This window comes from Apibacter sp. ESL0404 (genome assembly GCF_019469245.1).
Classification (GTDB): domain Bacteria; phylum Bacteroidota; class Bacteroidia; order Flavobacteriales; family Weeksellaceae; genus Apibacter.
The window spans coordinates 1,023,889-1,041,239 of the sequence record NZ_CP048267.1; the positions used below are offsets into that span (position 1 = coordinate 1,023,889).

The 17,351-nt window shown below is 30.0% G+C and carries 14 protein-coding genes; 5 read left to right on the forward strand and 9 right to left on the reverse strand.

Annotation, left to right across the window (positions count from 1 at the left end; translation table 11 throughout):
* Window positions 1–25: 25 nt before the first annotated feature.
* The 6 genes from GYM72_RS04325 to tssD are packed head-to-tail and all read right to left on the reverse strand — an operon-like array spanning window position 26 to window position 6,341.
* Window positions 26–841 carry a hypothetical protein gene (locus tag GYM72_RS04325; protein WP_220264834.1) on the reverse strand — a complete coding sequence of 272 codons (816 nt, stop codon included), beginning with the start codon at window positions 839–841 and terminating at the stop codon, window positions 26–28.
* A 38-nt stretch (window positions 842–879) separates the two neighbouring features.
* Entirely contained in the window at window positions 880–1,689 is an 810-nt protein-coding gene (locus GYM72_RS04330; protein WP_220264835.1) for a hypothetical protein, read from the reverse strand.
* Between the two features lie 38 nt (window positions 1,690–1,727).
* On the reverse strand, window positions 1,728–2,543 hold the full coding sequence (locus GYM72_RS04335) for a hypothetical protein (protein WP_220264836.1): 816 nt from the start codon (window positions 2,541–2,543) through the stop codon (window positions 1,728–1,730).
* A 6-nt stretch (window positions 2,544–2,549) separates the two neighbouring features.
* Window positions 2,550–4,055, reverse strand: coding sequence for a hypothetical protein (locus GYM72_RS04340; protein ID WP_220264837.1), 1,506 nt, complete (start codon window positions 4,053–4,055; stop codon window positions 2,550–2,552).
* 25 nt (window positions 4,056–4,080) lie between these two features.
* Window positions 4,081–5,889, reverse strand: a complete 1,809-nt coding sequence (locus GYM72_RS04345; RefSeq protein ID WP_220264838.1) for a type VI secretion system Vgr family protein — start codon at window positions 5,887–5,889, stop codon at window positions 4,081–4,083.
* A gap of 56 nt (window positions 5,890–5,945) precedes the next feature.
* Entirely contained in the window at window positions 5,946–6,341 is a 396-nt protein-coding gene (gene tssD / locus GYM72_RS04350) for a type VI secretion system tube protein TssD (RefSeq protein WP_220264839.1), read from the reverse strand.
* A 586-nt stretch (window positions 6,342–6,927) separates the two neighbouring features.
* Here tssD and GYM72_RS04355 point away from each other — a divergent pair.
* The 3 genes from GYM72_RS04355 to GYM72_RS04365 all read left to right on the forward strand — a co-directional run bounded on the left by GYM72_RS04355 (window position 6,928) and on the right by GYM72_RS04365 (window position 11,285).
* Window positions 6,928–8,388: an aminoacyl-histidine dipeptidase gene (locus tag GYM72_RS04355; RefSeq protein ID WP_220264840.1), complete on the forward strand. Its 1,461-nt coding sequence runs from the start codon at window positions 6,928–6,930 to the stop codon at window positions 8,386–8,388.
* A gap of 252 nt (window positions 8,389–8,640) precedes the next feature.
* On the forward strand, window positions 8,641–9,924 hold the full coding sequence (locus GYM72_RS04360) for an adenylosuccinate synthase (protein WP_220264841.1): 1,284 nt from the start codon (window positions 8,641–8,643) through the stop codon (window positions 9,922–9,924).
* Between the two features lie 593 nt (window positions 9,925–10,517).
* A complete protein-coding gene (locus GYM72_RS04365; RefSeq protein WP_220264842.1) occupies window positions 10,518–11,285 on the forward strand; it encodes a hypothetical protein in 768 nt (255 codons plus the stop codon).
* Between the two features lie 71 nt (window positions 11,286–11,356).
* Here the strand turns inward: GYM72_RS04365 and GYM72_RS04370 are convergent, their stop codons facing one another.
* Complete coding sequence (locus GYM72_RS04370) at window positions 11,357–11,899, reverse strand: plastocyanin/azurin family copper-binding protein (RefSeq protein WP_220264843.1); 543 nt, start codon at window positions 11,897–11,899, stop codon at window positions 11,357–11,359.
* 350 nt (window positions 11,900–12,249) lie between these two features.
* Here GYM72_RS04370 and GYM72_RS04375 point away from each other — a divergent pair, with 350 nt between their 5' ends.
* A complete protein-coding gene (locus GYM72_RS04375) occupies window positions 12,250–13,098 on the forward strand; it encodes a fructosamine kinase family protein (RefSeq protein ID WP_220264844.1) in 849 nt (282 codons plus the stop codon).
* A gap of 48 nt (window positions 13,099–13,146) precedes the next feature.
* Here GYM72_RS04375 and tatC read toward each other — a convergent pair whose 3' ends face one another.
* Entirely contained in the window at window positions 13,147–13,968 is an 822-nt protein-coding gene (tatC, locus tag GYM72_RS04380) for a twin-arginine translocase subunit TatC (RefSeq protein ID WP_160542164.1), read from the reverse strand.
* Between the two features lie 40 nt (window positions 13,969–14,008).
* A complete protein-coding gene (locus tag GYM72_RS04385) occupies window positions 14,009–14,971 on the reverse strand; it encodes an SIS domain-containing protein (protein WP_370626053.1) in 963 nt (320 codons plus the stop codon).
* An 84-nt stretch (window positions 14,972–15,055) separates the two neighbouring features.
* On the opposite strand from GYM72_RS04385, the gene recQ reads away from it, so the two are divergent.
* The gene (gene recQ, locus GYM72_RS04390; protein WP_220264845.1) at window positions 15,056–17,251 is read left to right on the forward strand and encodes a DNA helicase RecQ; all 2,196 of its coding nucleotides are present in this window, start codon (window positions 15,056–15,058) and stop codon (window positions 17,249–17,251) included.
* The last annotated feature ends 100 nt before the right edge of the window (window positions 17,252–17,351 follow it).

Genomic DNA, 17,351 nt, shown 5'->3' on the forward strand with positions numbered 1-17,351 from the left:
TATTACATAAATTTGATTGCCTTCCTTATTGGCTGTATGATTCGAAAATCTTCTTTTCTTCCAAAATTTCCGGTCCCATCACTTTACTGCCATACCAGTATAATTTTTTTTCTATGATTTTTATAGTTCCCCATTTTTCATTAAATGTATAATACCGAGCGGTTACGTACAAACCTTTTTTTTCTCCTTCTGTTTCTAAATAACTATTCAATTCAACGTAATCTTCTATCGTTACTTTTCCATTACTGCCGTCTATATAAAAGGTTCGATCTTTAACTATAGCGCCGTCTCGATAAATGGAATCTTTTTCTATTATGGAATAATACACAGTATACAAAGGATTAATATCTTTCTTAGGAGAAGTTAGATGTTTGGCAACAAAAATTCCTTCTGTTCTAACGCTTAAATCAATGCCGTATAAGGATTTCATTTTTTGTATCAAATCCTCTACCGTAAAAGAATACAGATAATCACAATTAATCACATTTTTGCGATTACCATTTTCATAAAAAGATACAAAATCCCCAATATTAAAGCCGTAAAATCGTTTAACCGTTGTAAATAATTTTCCATTAGAATAATATCTTCTTACAACGCTATAAGGACTTCCTTCTTGATCAATAATTTCTCTAATAAAATTATCTCCTTCGTCATATTGATAAACGCAAATATTATTATCTAAATAATAGATATAACTATCTCTATTGGTGTTTTTGATTTTTTCTTTGAATGTTTTTAAATCAAACGTTTTTGTATAGAGGTCAAAATCTTTCATGGATTGAGAGAAGACGGGAGCTGTCATAGATATGATTAAAATTAAGGTTATAAGTAACTTTTTCATATATAATTTTAAAAACTGCATAAATTTGATTGCCTTCCTTATTGGCTGTATGATTCGAAAATCTTTTTTTCTTCTAAAATTTCCGGTGAATATTTTTTACCAAATTTGTAGTATAATTTTTTTTCCATGATTATTTTAGGTCTCCATTTTTCGTTGAATTCATAATACCGAGCGGTTACGTACAAACCTTTTTTTTCGCCTTCTGTTTCTAAATAACTATTCAATTCAACATAATCTTCTATCGTTACTTTTCCATTACTGCCGTCTATATAAAAGGTTCGATCTTGAATTATAGCGCCGTCCCGTTTAATGGAATCTTTTTCAATTAAAGGATAACGGACGGTATACAAAGGTTCAATATCATCCTTTGGAGAAGTTCCATGTTTTTTCACTGAAATCCCTTCTGTTCTAACGCTTAAATCAATGCCGTATAAGGATTTCATTTTTTGTATCAAATCCTCTACCGTAAAAGAATACAGATAGTCAAAATTAATCACATTTTTGCGATTACCATTTTCATCAAAAGATACAAAATCCCCAATATCTAAGCCGTAAAATTGTCTAATCGTTGAAAATAATTTTCCATTAGGATAATATCTTCTTTCAATACTATATGAACTATTTTCTTGACTAATTACTTCTCTAATATAATGATCTGGTTGTACGTGTTGATATACGTGAATGTTATCATTTAAATAATAGAAATAATCTTCGCCATTAGTCGCTTTTTCTTTAAATGTTTTTAAGTCAAACGTTTTGGTATAAAGGTCAAAATCTTTGATAGATTGAGAGTATACGGGGGCTGTCATAGATATGATTAAAATTAAGGTTATAAGTAACTTTTTCATATATAATTTTAAAAACTGCATAAATTTGATTGCCTTCCTTATTGGCTGTATGATTCGAAAATCTTTTTTTCTTCCAAAATTTCCGGTGCCATATCTTTACTATCCGACCAGTATAATTTTTTTTGTATGATTTTTTTAAGTCCCCATTTTTCATTAAATGTATAATAACGAGCGGTTTTATGGGTACCAATATTTTCCCCTTCTATTTTGATATAGGTGTTTAATTCAACATAATCTTCAATCGTTATCTTTCCATTACTGCCGTCTATATAGAAAGTTCGATTTTTAACTATAGCGCCGTCCCGTTTAATGGAATCTTTTTCAATTATGGGATAATACACAGTATACAAAGGTTTAATATCCTCTTTAGGAGAAGTTAGATGTTTTCTAACAGTAATCCCTTCTGTTCTAACGCTTAAATCAATCCCGTATAAGGATTTCATTTTTTGTATCAAATCCTCTACCGTAAAAGAATACAGATAATCACAATTAATATTTTCTTCACGATTACCATTTTCATCAAAAGATACAAAATCCCCAATATTAAAGCCGTAAAATTGTCTAACCGTTGTAAATAATTTTCCATTAGGATCATATCTTCTTTCAACGCTATATGAACTATTTTCTTGACTAATTACTTCTCTGATATAATGATCTGGCTCTATGTATTGATAAACGCGAATATTATTATTTAAATAATAGATATAACTATCTCTATTAGTGTTTTTGATTTTTTCTTTGAATGTTTTTAAGTCAAACGTTTTGGTATAGAGGTCAAAATCCTTCATGGATTGAGAGTAGACGGGAGCTGTCATAGATATGATTAAAATTAAGGTTATAAGTAACTTTTTCATGATTTTTTATTGAATTTCCTGGCGGATTAAATCCCATTGCCATTTATAGAGAAAATTTCTTTCCGTACTATAGTCCATAGTATTACAAGTTGATATTATTTGAAAGTAATACTTTCGGTATTTATTTGGAGGATCATTTTCCCAAAAAGTATGATCTAATCCGATAGAGTGTAAAGCTTCATGCACGACTGTATCACCATATCTTGAGCGATTAGGTAATCCATCTACAAAATTTTCATTTCTAAAAATAAAGCATCTTTTTGATTTTATGAATGAAATCCCTGTGTTGCCAATGCTCTTTAACCCCCAAAAATATATAACGATATCGTCATTTTTAATTTCTTTACAACTCAAACTGTCTAATAATATTTGATAAACCTTCATACCACTTTGATTATCATTTATATCACCATTTTGATCTATATATGGTGTGTTTTTTTTAAAATTTATATTTGTAGTTAGGTCTAAATATTCACTTCCATCCGTTGCTTTATATAATCTAATTTCCGGTTCTATATAGGCTTGATTAAACATATAGTGGAATCGTTGTATTTGATCTTTATAAAATTTTCCTTCTTGTACCTCTTTTCCTTGTGTATCATCAACACGCGTTTTTAATTGTACGGCTAAAATGTTTACTTTTTTTCGATGATTGGCTGAATTGGGCAATACCTTAATAACTCCTGCTAATTCTTTCGTGAATTCTCGTTCTATTATATTTTTTCCTTTGCTTCCTTTCGGATAGACATAGACCCGTATTTCTTGTTCTGTGTCAAAATCTTTTAGACAGGTTATTTTTAAGTTACAACTGTGTTTAGTGGGTTGGCATTTTTTTATTTCTAAAGGTATTTCAAGAGAATGTTTAAAAAGTCTTTTATTGTATTCAAATTTCCATTGATCAATATCTTCTTCAATTTCAACGATCATGGATAAATAAGCTTCATAAACAGGTTTATATTCGGACGTTATACTATCCACATATTCCTTTGAATACAAAGTCATATAAGGGATGTAATATGTCCATTCTTCGCTTTCCCACCCCTGAGTTATTGTTTTTTGCGTTCGATAAGCAATGAAATGCTTTTTATATTCCTTGCATAAGGCTTCATATTGATCTCTAGCGGTTTTATATTGTTTATAAGCTCCGTTCTCACTGTAATATCCTGTTTGCTTATCAAGAGGGAGACTATCAAAAAAGGACTTTTCATCTTTAAAAACTGAATTTTTTTTGCGAAAAAAATCAAAGCCGAATTGTCCTTGATATTTCATTTTTTTTAATTCTCCCGTAGTAGAAGGACTTAAGGGATTAGGTCCTTCTCCGGGCAAGAATTCTATGCAAGCCAAAGGTAAAGGGATTTCTCTATCAGGATGTGGTATTGCCTTGCCAAATATTATTTCACTTGCATTTGTTATTACTTCATTTGCCGAATCAATTATATCACCTTTAGCGAAATTTTTAATTTCCCCTTTAGCAGTACGGCGTAGAATTCCACCAACTTTTATATGTAGCATAACTTTTGTTTTTGGGATTCAGTTTTTAATGTAAATTGGATTTATTAATACTGTTATTTCTAACCTCTTTTTGTGAATTATTTATAATATTGCCTACGCTTTGATTTTCTATCTTACTGTAGCTGTTAGAAATCATATCCTTATCCGTATGCATGGATAAATCGCCTTGAACATCAATATCGGCAGTTCCGGCAATGGTATATTGAGTTGAACCTAAAACTTTTGTTTTATGGTTACCGCCTACACTCACATTATTATTTTTAATTATATTAAAATTAACATTTTCACCAACCGTGATGGTAAGATTTTTTATTACGTTCAAAGTAACGTTACCGTCGCCCTCAAACTTTATAAAACTGCCTTCTTTATCTTCTTCCAAAATACTTCCTTCGGCATCATTGACAATTCGTTTAGTTCCACTTCGGGTTTGAAATACTTTCAAATCATTATTTTTAGTATGAAACCCGCTTTTATGACTTCCACTGTATAGACTACCTAGAACGATAGGAGCTTCGGCATTATGACCGAGAAAATCCACCAATACTATATGTCCGATTTCTGGGATAACATGCGCTCCTTGTCCACCCCCCGAATGTCCTTGCATTAGAGGAACCCATATGGTACTTTCATGTTCTTGTTGCCAATAAAAGCGAATTTTTAGTCGGTTTAAAGATTCGGGGTCGTTATTGTCAACCACAATCGCAATTTGATTATCGATATGCGGATATGCATTTTCATCTAAATAGGGAGCTATTTTTTGCTCAAAAGGAATACCTTTACAATGATTGGTATATCCTTCATCGGTAAAGCGGTGTTCGATTTCTGTGATACGGTAACTTTCGATGGGTTGGAATTTATTATTTTCTTTAGTCCATGCATTCATTTGCATGGTATCGCCTAAACGGAGATGAGGATTATCGGTTTTAGTTGTGGCTATAATGGTGGATTCATGACTTAGTTTTTTACGCTGTACGGCTCTTTCTAATTGTTGAGCATCCCCATAGAATAAATCGGGAGCAGAATAACCCGTTTGCGGTTGTATGGAGTATTTTTCAGAAGCTCGAACTGATTTGACATGAAAAAGATTTTTTTGATCGGGATAGTACAGTTGATTTGATTCTTCTTTTATAACTTTATCGTTACGTAAATCATATCGTTGACGGATAAAATGTTGAGGTTTACTGATTACGTTTAAGGAATATTCTTGAAAATCTTCTCCTTCGGATATTTCAGTCCTTAGTTGATTACCTTTTCCGAAAACAAAATATTCTCCATTATGATACATATATTCACCGTATCGCTTGGCTAATCGTTTTAAAAATTGAAAATCGGTTTCGTTATAGCATACTGTATAAGGCAGGATTTCCGTAGTTTCGGGAGATATAAGTACCTGTAAGCGATTATCTTTATATTTATCGGTAACCGCTGTTACAATTTCTTTCAGAGATTTGTTAATAAAGGTTTGACAATTTATGTTCTTATCCATAAGGTGTGTAGCAGCTTCTCCGGTCAAAAGTATATAAGGATATCCATCCTGAACACGATGCTCAACCCCCGTAATAACACCTTGAAATATCGCCGTAGTTTCTTTAAATCTAATCAAATGCACGGAAAAATAGGAGTAGTGCAGGTTTTGGCTATTGATAAGAGGATAACTGTTTTTTTCGCTAAAGGTTTCACTTGGACATAATATTTCAAAATAATTATGGGTTAGTAACTTTTGCTTGATTTTTACTTGGATTTGATTTTCTCGTGATATTTCCACTCCATTAACAGTAACTTTTGCATAGGTTTTAAAGGATTCACCTAAAGTAGAGCTACGATAGATATTCATAGGATGATTTTTTTTGGGTTAGTTTGACTTTAAATAATTAAGAGATCTTTCAGTTTTTAGATCTTCCAGCTTTTTTCATAAGTTGCTTTAGAATTAAATTTCAGTGTACGTGCTGATATTGTTAAATCTATTTTCATAGGAGAAGAATTTGTTGAATTAAAAATTTCTTTAAAATCTAGACAGTAAGCTTTTTCAAATTCAATATTATAAAGCTTACTCATTCCATCTCGACGATAAAAAATGATTTTACCGTCTTTAGTTTTGTCTTCCGATAAAACCCATTCAACAAAGTCAGTTTTTCCGTTGCTTTCTATACTTAAGTTTATTTCTCCCCCCGATGTTTCACCTGTTGGTTTTGAGGTACTATCTGTTTTTTTGTGGAAAAAATAATCGCATTCTAATATTGTATAAGTTACTCCGTCCAATTCTAATTTAGCTAAAAATGATGACATAAAATTTTTTTAATTAAGATTATTTTTAAATAATGATCACATAGTTTATATGTAATCATACAAAACACAATGTCAACATAAAAGAACTTTCAATATAGCTTGAAGCTTGAGTTATCTATATGATTACACATAAATATTTTGCTAATATATTAAATAATTTATTAATAAATGTAAAATAAATAATAAATACATAATTTAATTCCTTTTTAAGGATATATAGGTAATATTTTATGTTTGATAATTAAAATTAAATTAAGATCTAATATGAAAGTTTTAAGAAAAGATAAGTTGTTATTTTTTATAATATCAATATTAAATAATATTAATTTTGTATGTTTAAATTAAAATATTAGTTTTTTTAAAGAAAATTATTGCAGAATATAACTTAAATAAAATACTTTAAAGAAAATTTGAAAATTCTGTAAGATTTATTGTGGACTAACTATGAAAAAATATTTAATTAAAAATAAGATAACATATAAATATATTTTTCTAAAATACTTAGTAACAAACATTAAAACTTAAAACATATTATATTAAAAAAACGAAATTTGTTCAATAAAAATTCCTCTTAATAAGATAAGATATGAATAACAACACTATTAAGAAATTGAAACCCGAGTCTATATGGAATCATTTTGCAGATTTGAACTCCGTACCAAGACCTTCTAAAAAAGAAGAAAAAGTTATCAAATTTATTAAAGACTTTGGAGCATCTTTACATTTAGAAACTATTGAAGATATCTGTGGAAATGTGGTAATAAAAAAACCTGCAACCCCGGGATATGAAAATAGAAAAAAGGTGGTTTTACAATCCCATTTGGACATGGTCTGCCAAAAAAATAATGATGTAGATTTTGATTTTGAAACCCAAGGAATACAAATGACTCATGAAGGTGATTGGGTTCATGCATTAGGAACAACCTTAGGGGCAGACAACGGAATAGGAGTCGCTGCCATAATGAGTGTTCTATCTTCAAAAGATATTGAACATCCGGCTATAGAAGCTTTATTTACCATTGACGAAGAAACCGGTTTAACCGGAGCATTCGAATTAAGTAAAGATATATTATCAGGAGATATTTTGCTTAATTTGGATACAGAAGAAGATGATGAAATTGACATAGGTTGTGCGGGAGGAATTGATGTTACAGCGAAAGCAAATTATGAAGAAAAAGAAATCATTAAAAATTCTAAAACTTACCGAATTAATTTGTCCGGTTTACATGGAGGTCATTCCGGAATGGAAATTCATAAAGGTTTAGGTAATTCTAATAAGTTATTAAACCGTTTTTTATATGATTTTTTAAAATTTAATATTCAATTGATTTCTTTTGATGGAGGAAGCTTGAGAAATGCTATACCCAGAGAAGCTTCTGCAATATTTTCAATATCCTCTGAATTTGAAAGCAAATTACAAGAACAATTTAATCATCTATATTCAGAAATCAAATCAGAGTTTAGTAGCATAGACAATAATCTGAATATTCAGCTTTCTCAAATAGATCATGTAGAAAAAGGATTGAGCGTTGAAGACAGTAGAAAATTTATCTCAAGTCTACAAGCTGCTCCTAACGGAGTATTTCGAATGAGTCCGGATATCGAAGGATTAGTTGAAGCCTCAAACAATATTGCAAGAGTAAAATTGGAAAAAGGAAAGGCTGAAATACAATGTTTAACGCGATCATCAGTTGAAAGTTCTAAAATGTGGGTGGCAACGTCACTTGAAGCTGCATTACAGTTAGGAGGAATGAAAGTTGAATTAACCGGTTCATATCCCGGATGGAAGCCAAATCCCTCTTCAGAAATATTAAAACTGGCGGAAAGTATTTATGAAAAAAAATACGGGGAGAAACCTTCTGTTCAGGCTTGTCATGCAGGATTAGAATGTGGAATTATTGGAGAAAAATATCCATCAATGGATATGATTTCATTCGGGCCAACTATTAAAGGTGCCCACTCTCCTAAAGAAAGAGTTAGTATATCATCGGTTCAAAAATTTTGGGATTTCTTACTGGAAATTCTTAAAAACATTCCGGTAAAATAAAATTTCTTTTATGAGCTTGTTAAGAAGAAGTGATTTTTTGCAGATATACCATCATTAAATAAATAATGATCCGTAAGATGCTTAAATAAATTAATTTTAATAAGCTCATATTTTAATATATGGTAATAAAATGTCAATTACTTTTTAAGTAAAATAGCAGCTATTAATAATAATCAATTAATTTTGCAAAAAGAGTTGCTATTTTTAAGTAATTTCTATAAAATAATAAAACTATTATAAATTAAACTATATATGTCAACATATGTTGTTGTCGGCTTACAATGGGGCGACGAAGGAAAAGGAAAAATTACAGACGTTTTAGCGGAAAAATCAGATTATGTAGTACGCTATCAAGGAGGAAATAATGCAGGACATACAGTATACGTAGGAGAAGATAAATTTGTATTACATCTTTTGCCTTCCGGAGTTCTTCAATGTAAAGGAAAATGTATCATAGGAAATGGGGTGGTAGTAAATCCTGAAGCTTTTTTCAATGAAATAGAACAAATTGAAAAAAGAGGTTTAAATACCGATCATGTTTTTATCAGCAGCAGGGCTCATATCATTATGCCGTATCATATTTTACTTGATACCTATAGAGAAGAATTTGCAGGAAGTTCTCAAATTGGAACAACCAAAAGAGGGATAGGACCTTGTTATGAAGATAAAATTTCAAGAACAGGAATCAGAGCCATTGATTTATTAAATCCTGAAGTTTTAAAAACTAAAATAAAGGAAAATCTTAACGTTAAAAATGTTTTATTTGAAAAGCTGTTTAACAAAGAACCATTAAAATTTGATGATATTTACACAAAATATCTTGAATTTGGAAAAAAACTTAAAAATCGCATTATAGATTCAGAATACGAAATAAATCATGCAATAAAAGAAGATAAAAATGTTCTGTTTGAAGGTGCTCAGGCACTTATGTTAGATATAGATTTCGGAACCTATCCTTATGTAACCTCGTCGTCTCCAACTACCGGAGGTACAACCGTAGGAGCAGGGGTTCCACCAACCAGTTTAAAAAATTTAATAGGAGTATCTAAAGCTTATTGTACAAGAGTTGGTAACGGGGCTTTTCCTACAGAATTGGAAAACGAAACAGGAGAACTTATACGTAAAATAGGTAATGAATATGGGGCATCAACCGGACGCCCACGTCGTTGCGGTTGGTTAGACTTAGTAGCCTTACGCTATTCATGTATGATTAATGGGATTACGCATTTAGTAATAACCAAATTGGATGTATTAAGTGATTTTGATAAAATTAAAGTGGGAACCGCCTATAAAACGCCTGAAGGTACTATAACAGAGATTTTCCCGTCAACTATTGAAGAATTAGCAAATTATGAAGTTATTTATCAAGATTTAGACGGTTGGAAAGAAGATATTTCAAAGGTTACCTCTTATGAAGAATTACCTATTTTAGCTAAAAAATATTTAGAATTTATTGAAAATTTTCTTGGTGTTCAAATATATTTAGTTTCTGTAGGTCCTGAAAGATCACAAAATATCATTAAATCTAATTTATAATAATTCTTATTATTACATTTTTTCAAATACTCCGTTCAAGCCATTATAAATAAAATTTAAATAATATATTGAACATTGTATTTTATTGAAGAATTAATAATTGAATCATAAATATATTCACTTAACATACCAAAAAGGAGAATGAAATCAAATATTATTGATATCATTCTCCTTTTTATGTTATTTACTTATTTTATTTGATATAGTTATATATTCTATATCAAATATTTAGTTTTTAAAATTTAAAAAAGAATTGTAGCAGTAAAAATCATTTTTATATATTATAAAATTTTGTAAATGATTTTTTTTATATAAAAAATATAAATTGAATATTTATATATTATTAATTTTTCATTTCAAAATGCTAATTATATGACAAATATTATTCTATTTTATGAAAATAAATTGCTATTTATGATAAATTATTGTTTATATTGCAAGGTATTTGAGAGAATAAATCAGTATCCATAAGATTTACTCTAAAACATTACTATTAAAAGCGAGTTTTTATATAAAATGTTTCGAGCGTTTTATATTGCTTTTTAATGTAACACTGATTACTATTATGAAAAAAACTAATATTATATGCGCTTATGAGAGAAAAATTTTTACTTATTATTCTATTGATTTTTAATATTTATATTGCTCAAGAAACTGAAAATAACATTTCGATTGATTCAACTAATATAAAAAGTATAAATCAAGAAGAACGTTTAAAAAATTCAATACCATCTTATAATTTATCAAAAATTGAAAAGTTGATTTCAAAATTATCATCAATCAATGATACTGAATCAAATGAATATAGTGATAGGTACTTATCGGAAAAAGATTTTGATAAATTGACAATTAAAGAAAAATTTACCTATACTATGGTTTATCCCGAAATTAAATCTTCAAGCGAAGATATAGATTCCCTAGCGATCTATGAGGAAAATAAAATTTTCGGAAAGCTGCCTACTTCGGTTAATGATCCCAAATGGAGTGCAAGACAAAAAAAGTTTTTAAAACAATATCGAAAAAATATTCAAGAATTTATACGTGAAACCTCTTTAAAAAATCAATATATGGGTCTCAACTTTAAAAAAGCTTTATTGGAAATTAATGCTATTGAGTCCATACCATTTCTTGTTGATTTTTATAATTCAACAGATAAAAATGATAAAGATTTATTAACGGTGTTAATGCTATTAGTTAAAAAAGGAAAATATTATCCATTTGTTCGATCCAATGTGTATCGCCAATTATATAATGACGATGTAAATTCTCAAGTCAGCTGCATAGACTATTCGGATATAAATGAGGAATATATATTAAAAACGGCCCATAATTTTTATTTACAAGCGCCAAAAATTAAATAGATTTAATTTTTATATAAAATAATAAAACAGGAAGTATATTCCTGTTTTTTTTTATTTTAAAAGTTAAAAATTTATTCTACGATAAGTTTACCTCTCATTGTCGCACTATGCGCGGGAAATGTACATAAATATTCATAAGTTCCTTTTTCATTAATTGTAAAGGTTATCGTATCTTGTCCACCTCCTCCTAACAATTTGGTATGGGCAACAATTGACGGATTATTTTTAGGAATATAATCATCAGCCGCATCCTTAGCTGCTCGATTTGCAAAATCATTAAAATTGGTACCCGGTTTTATAATTACTATATTATGTCCCATATCTTTAACACTAGCTTTGCCCACATGTTTAAGTGTAAGGGTTATAGGTTTTCCTGCTTTTGCTTTTAATTCGTGTATATTAAATTGCATTGCATCATCTCCCTCTACTATAAAAGTATTTTCAGGAAGATTAGCAATCTCTTCCTCTTTGGATTTTTGAATATCTTCTTTTGTCATAGAAGCGGCTGCAGATAAAGGATCAATTTTATGCGATGAATCCTTTTTATTACAAGAAGTATAAATATTTAATGAGCTTATTAAAAATAGTGTTAATAGAATAATCTTTTTTTTCATAAATTCTTAAAATTTTAGGGTTGACTAAAAGTGTTCAGATTTTAAGGAAAAGTAAATGTAAAAGAGTATAAAATTAGTTTCTTCAAAATTAGTAATTTTTTATTAGAATAAAATTTAAAATTAGCTATTTATAATTAATATATCGATAAAAATCAATATTTATATAAAAAATGATATAATAAATAAAGTTAGTTGAGTATTAATTGTTGCATGTATCCAATTATTTTAAAGTTTTATTTGTTTTTTATATTGATATATTAGTATGTTAGAATATTATAAAATAGTAATACAATTTTGTATATTTTTTGATATTATTAATAAACATTATTTTAAATTATAAAAAATCAAACATGAATCTACAAAATATACTGAAACGTTTACCGAGTAAGATAACTAGTTATAAGCCTATTTCGGGCGGAGACACAAATAAGTCATACGTTTTACAATCTGTGGAGGGAAATTTTTTTATGAAAACCAATAGTACAAAAGAATTTCCCGGAATGCTTAGAGAGGAAGCAAAAGGACTAAAATCTATAGAGGAAACCCATACATTAAGAACCCCTAAGATTATTAAAATAGATGATAGTGGCAATGAGCAATATTTGATTCTCGAATTAATTTCCAAAGGGGAAGCCAATGAAGAAATATGGGAAAATTTTGGAAAATCCCTTGCTTCGATGCATAAAATTCCTCAACCGTTTTTTGGATTCAGTAGCGATAATTATGTGGGACGTTTACCTCAAAAAAATACTAAAGCGTCTACATGGGGTGAATTCTATGCTCAATATCATTTACAACCCTTAATAAAAAAATTGACTGATATGAATGCTTTATCTAATCAAGAAGTACGAGCGGCAGAAAATTTTTATCTACAAATTGATGATATTTTTCCTAAAGAAACTCCTTCACTAGTCCATGGAGATTTGTGGAGTGGCAACTTCTTAATATCAAATACCGGTGATCCGGTGGTTTTAGATCCGGCCGTTTATTACGGACATAGAGAAATGGATTTGGGAATGACCCGTCTGTTTGGAGGATTTTCCGTCGATTTTTATGAAGGTTACAATTCTAAGTACCCATTAGAAAAAGGATGGGAGGAACGTATACCCTATACCCAATTGTACCCTTTGCTGGTTCATTCCATTTTATTCGGCAATTATTATTTAGATGAAGTTAAAAGTATATTAAGTGAGTTTTAGATATTTTTATATTTTGTTAGAATTATAAATGCTTACAATATTGCATAATTAAGAAGCTTCGCTTTTATTTCTTTTGTAAACCAAGGAAGAAACCAATATACTGGCTTCATATAGTAAATATAAAGGACAAGAGGCAACGAGCATTGAAGGAATATCACCGGGGGTAATAAATCCGGCAATTATTAAAATAATAACCAAGGCATGTCTTCTGTATTTTTTTAAGAAATTTGGAGTTAAAATACCGATACTGGTAAGAACATATACAATAACAGGCAATAAAAAAATCAAGCCCATTCCTAATACAGTTTGTAATAGAATTCGTATATAACTGGACAGATCAATGTTAACTTTAATGGTTTCGGAAATATTAAAAAAATAACCAAAGTGCATCGTCAGAGGAGTAACAAAAAAATAGCCGAAACAACATCCGAGAATAAAGAGAAAATAAGTTGAAATAAAAAAAGTCAAAGAATTTTTCTTTTCATTCGGTTTGAGTCCGGGAGAAATAAATTTCCATAATTCATAAATAACATAAGGAAATACCAATATAAAGCCCCCTACAATAGACACATAAAAGGCTGTATTTAATTGCTCAAAAATTTTACGCACTTGGATGGGAAATTCGTCGGGCATATCAAATACATCACTAGAACCAAAAATCCTACCGAAAAAATTCATAAGTTTAAAGGTCAAAAAATTCTTATGTATCGGACCGAATATAATATGGTCCATTACAAAATGAATTTTATATCCAACGAAACATGCCCCTAAACATATAGCCACTAAAGATCGTAAAATATGCTTTCTTAAAACGCCAATATGAGCAAGAAACGGCATATTCGCATTATCATTCTCTTTTTTTTGAGCCATTGAATTTTTTTAGTTAAAAAAGATACTAATTTAAATAAAATTATTTAAATCCATTATCCAATAGAGTATGCAGGTCTATAATACCTACATAATTTTCTCCATCTAGTACAACTAATTGACCTATTTGATTATTTTTAAGCTCTTCAAAAGCAACACTGGCTAATTCATTTTTTTGAATGGTTTTAGGTGTAACAGACATTATATCTTTAGCTGTAATTTGATTGTAATCTACATCTTTAGCTAACGTCCTTCTTACATCTCCATCGGTAATTACTCCTTTAACCTTATGATCCTCAATAACGACAGTGATACCGTAAGATGAATACGTTAAGGAATTGATAATTTCTTTAAGATGAGCAGATAGTTGAACTTCAGGCCTTCGGTCAGGTTTTACCAATTGTTCCACTTTTAGAAGCAGTTTTTTACCTAAAGCACCTCCCGGATGATATTTAGCAAAATCGGTAGAAGTAAAATTTTTAGCCTGAAGTAAGGCAACTGCGAGAGCATCCCCCATAGCTAATTGTACTATAGTGGAAGTGGTGGGTGCCAGATTATTAGGATCGGCTTCTTTTTCCACTTGAGTATCTAAAACCACGTCAGCAAGTTCTGCCAATAAGCAATTTTTATTAGAGGTCATGGCTATTAATACCGAAGAATATTCTTTAAGAAAAGGAGCTACTTCTTGAATTTCTGAGGAAGTACCGCTGTTAGAAATGCAGATGACCACATCATTTTTAGAAATAATACCTAAATCGCCATGCTTTGCCTCGGCAGCGTGTAAAAATTGTGATGGTGTTCCGGTAGAATTAAAGGTGGCTACTAATTTATTGGCTATATGTGCACTTTTTCCGACTCCGCATAAAACAAGTTTACCCTTAGAATCAAGTATATAACGTACCGCTTTAACAAAATCATCACCTAAACGATTATATAAGGATTGTAATTCGGTTGTTTCAAATAAAATAGTATCTTTGCCTGCTTTTAAAATCATTTGATCATCCAAAATAAATAATTTTTTTTGTTTAAGAAATTTGTTGTATATTTAATTTAATAAACAGCAAATTTAATAAAAAACTAAAGTTTAAGAATGAAATCTTTGGAAAAAGACTTGCCTAAATTATTAAAAAAATTTTTTGGTTTTAATTCATTTAAGGGGCCGCAAGAAGAAGTAATTACGAATTTGTTGAGCGGCAACGATGTATTTGTATTGATGCCTACAGGTGGCGGAAAGTCCTTGTGTTACCAGTTACCTGCCTTATTATTAGAGGGTACAGCGATTGTTGTCTCTCCCTTAATAGCCTTAATGAAAAATCAGGTTGACGCTGTCAGAGGTATATCCTCAAGTGAAGGAATAGCACATGTCCTTAATTCTTCATTAAATAAAACAGAAATAAAAAGAGTTAAGGATGATATACTATCCGGGACAACCAAATTGCTTTATGTAGCTCCCGAATCTTTAACCAAAGAAGAATATATAGAGTTCTTAAAAACTATAAAATTATCATTTTTTGCGATTGATGAAGCGCATTGTATTTCTGAATGGGGGCATGATTTTCGTCCTGAATACAGAAATTTACGATTCATAATTGAAAAAATCGGTAAAACACCTATAATAGCCCTGACGGCTACAGCAACGCCAAAGGTTCAGGATGATATCCAAAAGACCTTAGGAATGACGGATGCTAAAATTTTCAAATCTTCTTTTAACAGGCCGAATTTATATTATGAAATCAGACCTAAAATAAATCCTGAAAAACAAATTATAAAATATATAAAAGACAATCCGGGTAAATCCGGAATTATCTATTGTTTAAGCAGAAAAAAGGTAGAAGAATTAGCTGAATTATTAAAAGTCAATGGAATAAACGCTTTGCCTTATCATGCCGGATTAGACAGTAAATCCAGAGCAGCCCATCAAGACAAATTCTTAATGGAGGAAACGGATGTAATTTGTGCAACCATAGCTTTCGGAATGGGTATTGATAAGCCGGACGTGCGTTTTGTAATTCATTATGATATACCCAAAAGTTTAGAAAGTTATTATCAAGAAACCGGAAGAGCCGGAAGGGATGGAGGAGAAGGTTATTGTCTTGCTTTCTACGATTATAAAGATGTTGAGAAATTAGAAAAGTTTCTAGCTTCAAAGCCTGTTTCCGAAAGAGAAGTAGGCTTACAACTTTTACAAGAAGTGGTAGGTTATGCGGAAACATCCATGTCCAGACGAAAATATTTACTTCATTATTTTGGAGAAGATTTTGACGAAAAAAATGGCTTGGGAGCAAAAATGGATGATAATTCCATGAATCCGAAAACAATGGTAAATGTTGCGGAAGAAATGAAACAAATCCTTACCGTAGTTGAAAAAACGAAAGAAAAATTAAAATTAAAAGATCTGGTTAATGTAGCTGTTGGAAAAGAAACAGCCATTACTAAATCCTATAAATTGGGATTTGAAGATTATTTTGGTTTTGGTAAAAATAAATCGGATAATTTCTGGAAATCCATCATCAGACAGGCCATTGTCCATAATTTTCTTACTAAAGATATAGAAACTTACGGATTATTAAAATTATCTGAATTAGGCAAAACATTTATTAATGATCCCAAAGAAATTTTAATAGCCGAGGATGTTGATTTTGAAAAGGAAATGGAAACTCCGATCGTCACCCCTCAAGCGGCGGGTAGCAATGCATTAGATAAAAAATTATTTGATGATTTAAAAGATATCAGAAAAAGAGTTGCCAAGAAAAATGCAATTCCTCCGTTTGCTGTTTTTCAAGATCCAAGCTTGGAAGATATGGCTTTACATTATCCGACCACCCTTTCAGAACTTTCCAATGTGTTTGGTGTAGGAGAGGGTAAAGCAAAGAAATTTGGAAAAGATTTCGTTGAATATATTGCCAAATATGTTGAAGAAAATGAAATTGAACGTCCTGATGATTTAGTCATTAAGCAAGTAGCCAATAAATCGTCTCATAAAGTATTCATAATTCAAAGTACGGATAGGAAATTGGATTTTGAAGATATTGCAAAAGCAAAAGATTTAACAATCAATGATTTACTTAATGAAATGGAAAGTATTGTTTATCAAGGAACTAAACTAAACATTGGTTACTATGTAGATGAATTATTGGATGAAGAGCAACAAGACGAAATAATAGATTTTTTGATGGAGTCTGAAAGTGATAAAATGTCCGTCTTGTTGGATGAATTTGGAGAAGACTATTCAGAAGATGAATTACGAATAATGAGAATTAAATTTATTAGCGAAGTTGCTAACTAAATTTAGTTGGATAAATAGTACAATTATTCACCCTATAAACTATAACATAAATAGTAAATAATTTTAATAAATTATTTACTATTTTTTTTTAAAATTTTAG

Bases quoted from the DNA above. Each gene is read 5' to 3' on its own strand.
- GYM72_RS04325 (WP_220264834.1), bottom strand. From the start codon at position 841: ATGAAAAAGTTACTTATAACCTTAATTTTAATCATATCTATGACAGCT.
- GYM72_RS04330 (WP_220264835.1), bottom strand. From the start codon at position 1,689: ATGAAAAAGTTACTTATAACCTTAATTTTAATCATATCTATGACAGCC.
- GYM72_RS04335 (WP_220264836.1), bottom strand. From the start codon at position 2,543: ATGAAAAAGTTACTTATAACCTTAATTTTAATCATATCTATGACAGCT.
- GYM72_RS04340 (WP_220264837.1), bottom strand. From the start codon at position 4,055: ATGCTACATATAAAAGTTGGTGGAATTCTACGCCGTACTGCTAAAGGG.
- GYM72_RS04345 (WP_220264838.1), bottom strand. From the start codon at position 5,889: ATGAATATCTATCGTAGCTCTACTTTAGGTGAATCCTTTAAAACCTAT.
- tssD (WP_220264839.1), bottom strand. From the start codon at position 6,341: ATGTCATCATTTTTAGCTAAATTAGAATTGGACGGAGTAACTTATACA.
- GYM72_RS04355 (WP_220264840.1), top strand. From the start codon at position 6,928: ATGAATAACAACACTATTAAGAAATTGAAACCCGAGTCTATATGGAAT.
- GYM72_RS04360 (WP_220264841.1), top strand. From the start codon at position 8,641: ATGTCAACATATGTTGTTGTCGGCTTACAATGGGGCGACGAAGGAAAA.
- GYM72_RS04365 (WP_220264842.1), top strand. From the start codon at position 10,518: ATGAGAGAAAAATTTTTACTTATTATTCTATTGATTTTTAATATTTAT.
- GYM72_RS04370 (WP_220264843.1), bottom strand. From the start codon at position 11,899: ATGAAAAAAAAGATTATTCTATTAACACTATTTTTAATAAGCTCATTA.
- GYM72_RS04375 (WP_220264844.1), top strand. From the start codon at position 12,250: ATGAATCTACAAAATATACTGAAACGTTTACCGAGTAAGATAACTAGT.
- tatC (WP_160542164.1), bottom strand. From the start codon at position 13,968: ATGGCTCAAAAAAAAGAGAATGATAATGCGAATATGCCGTTTCTTGCT.
- recQ (WP_220264845.1), top strand. From the start codon at position 15,056: ATGAAATCTTTGGAAAAAGACTTGCCTAAATTATTAAAAAAATTTTTT.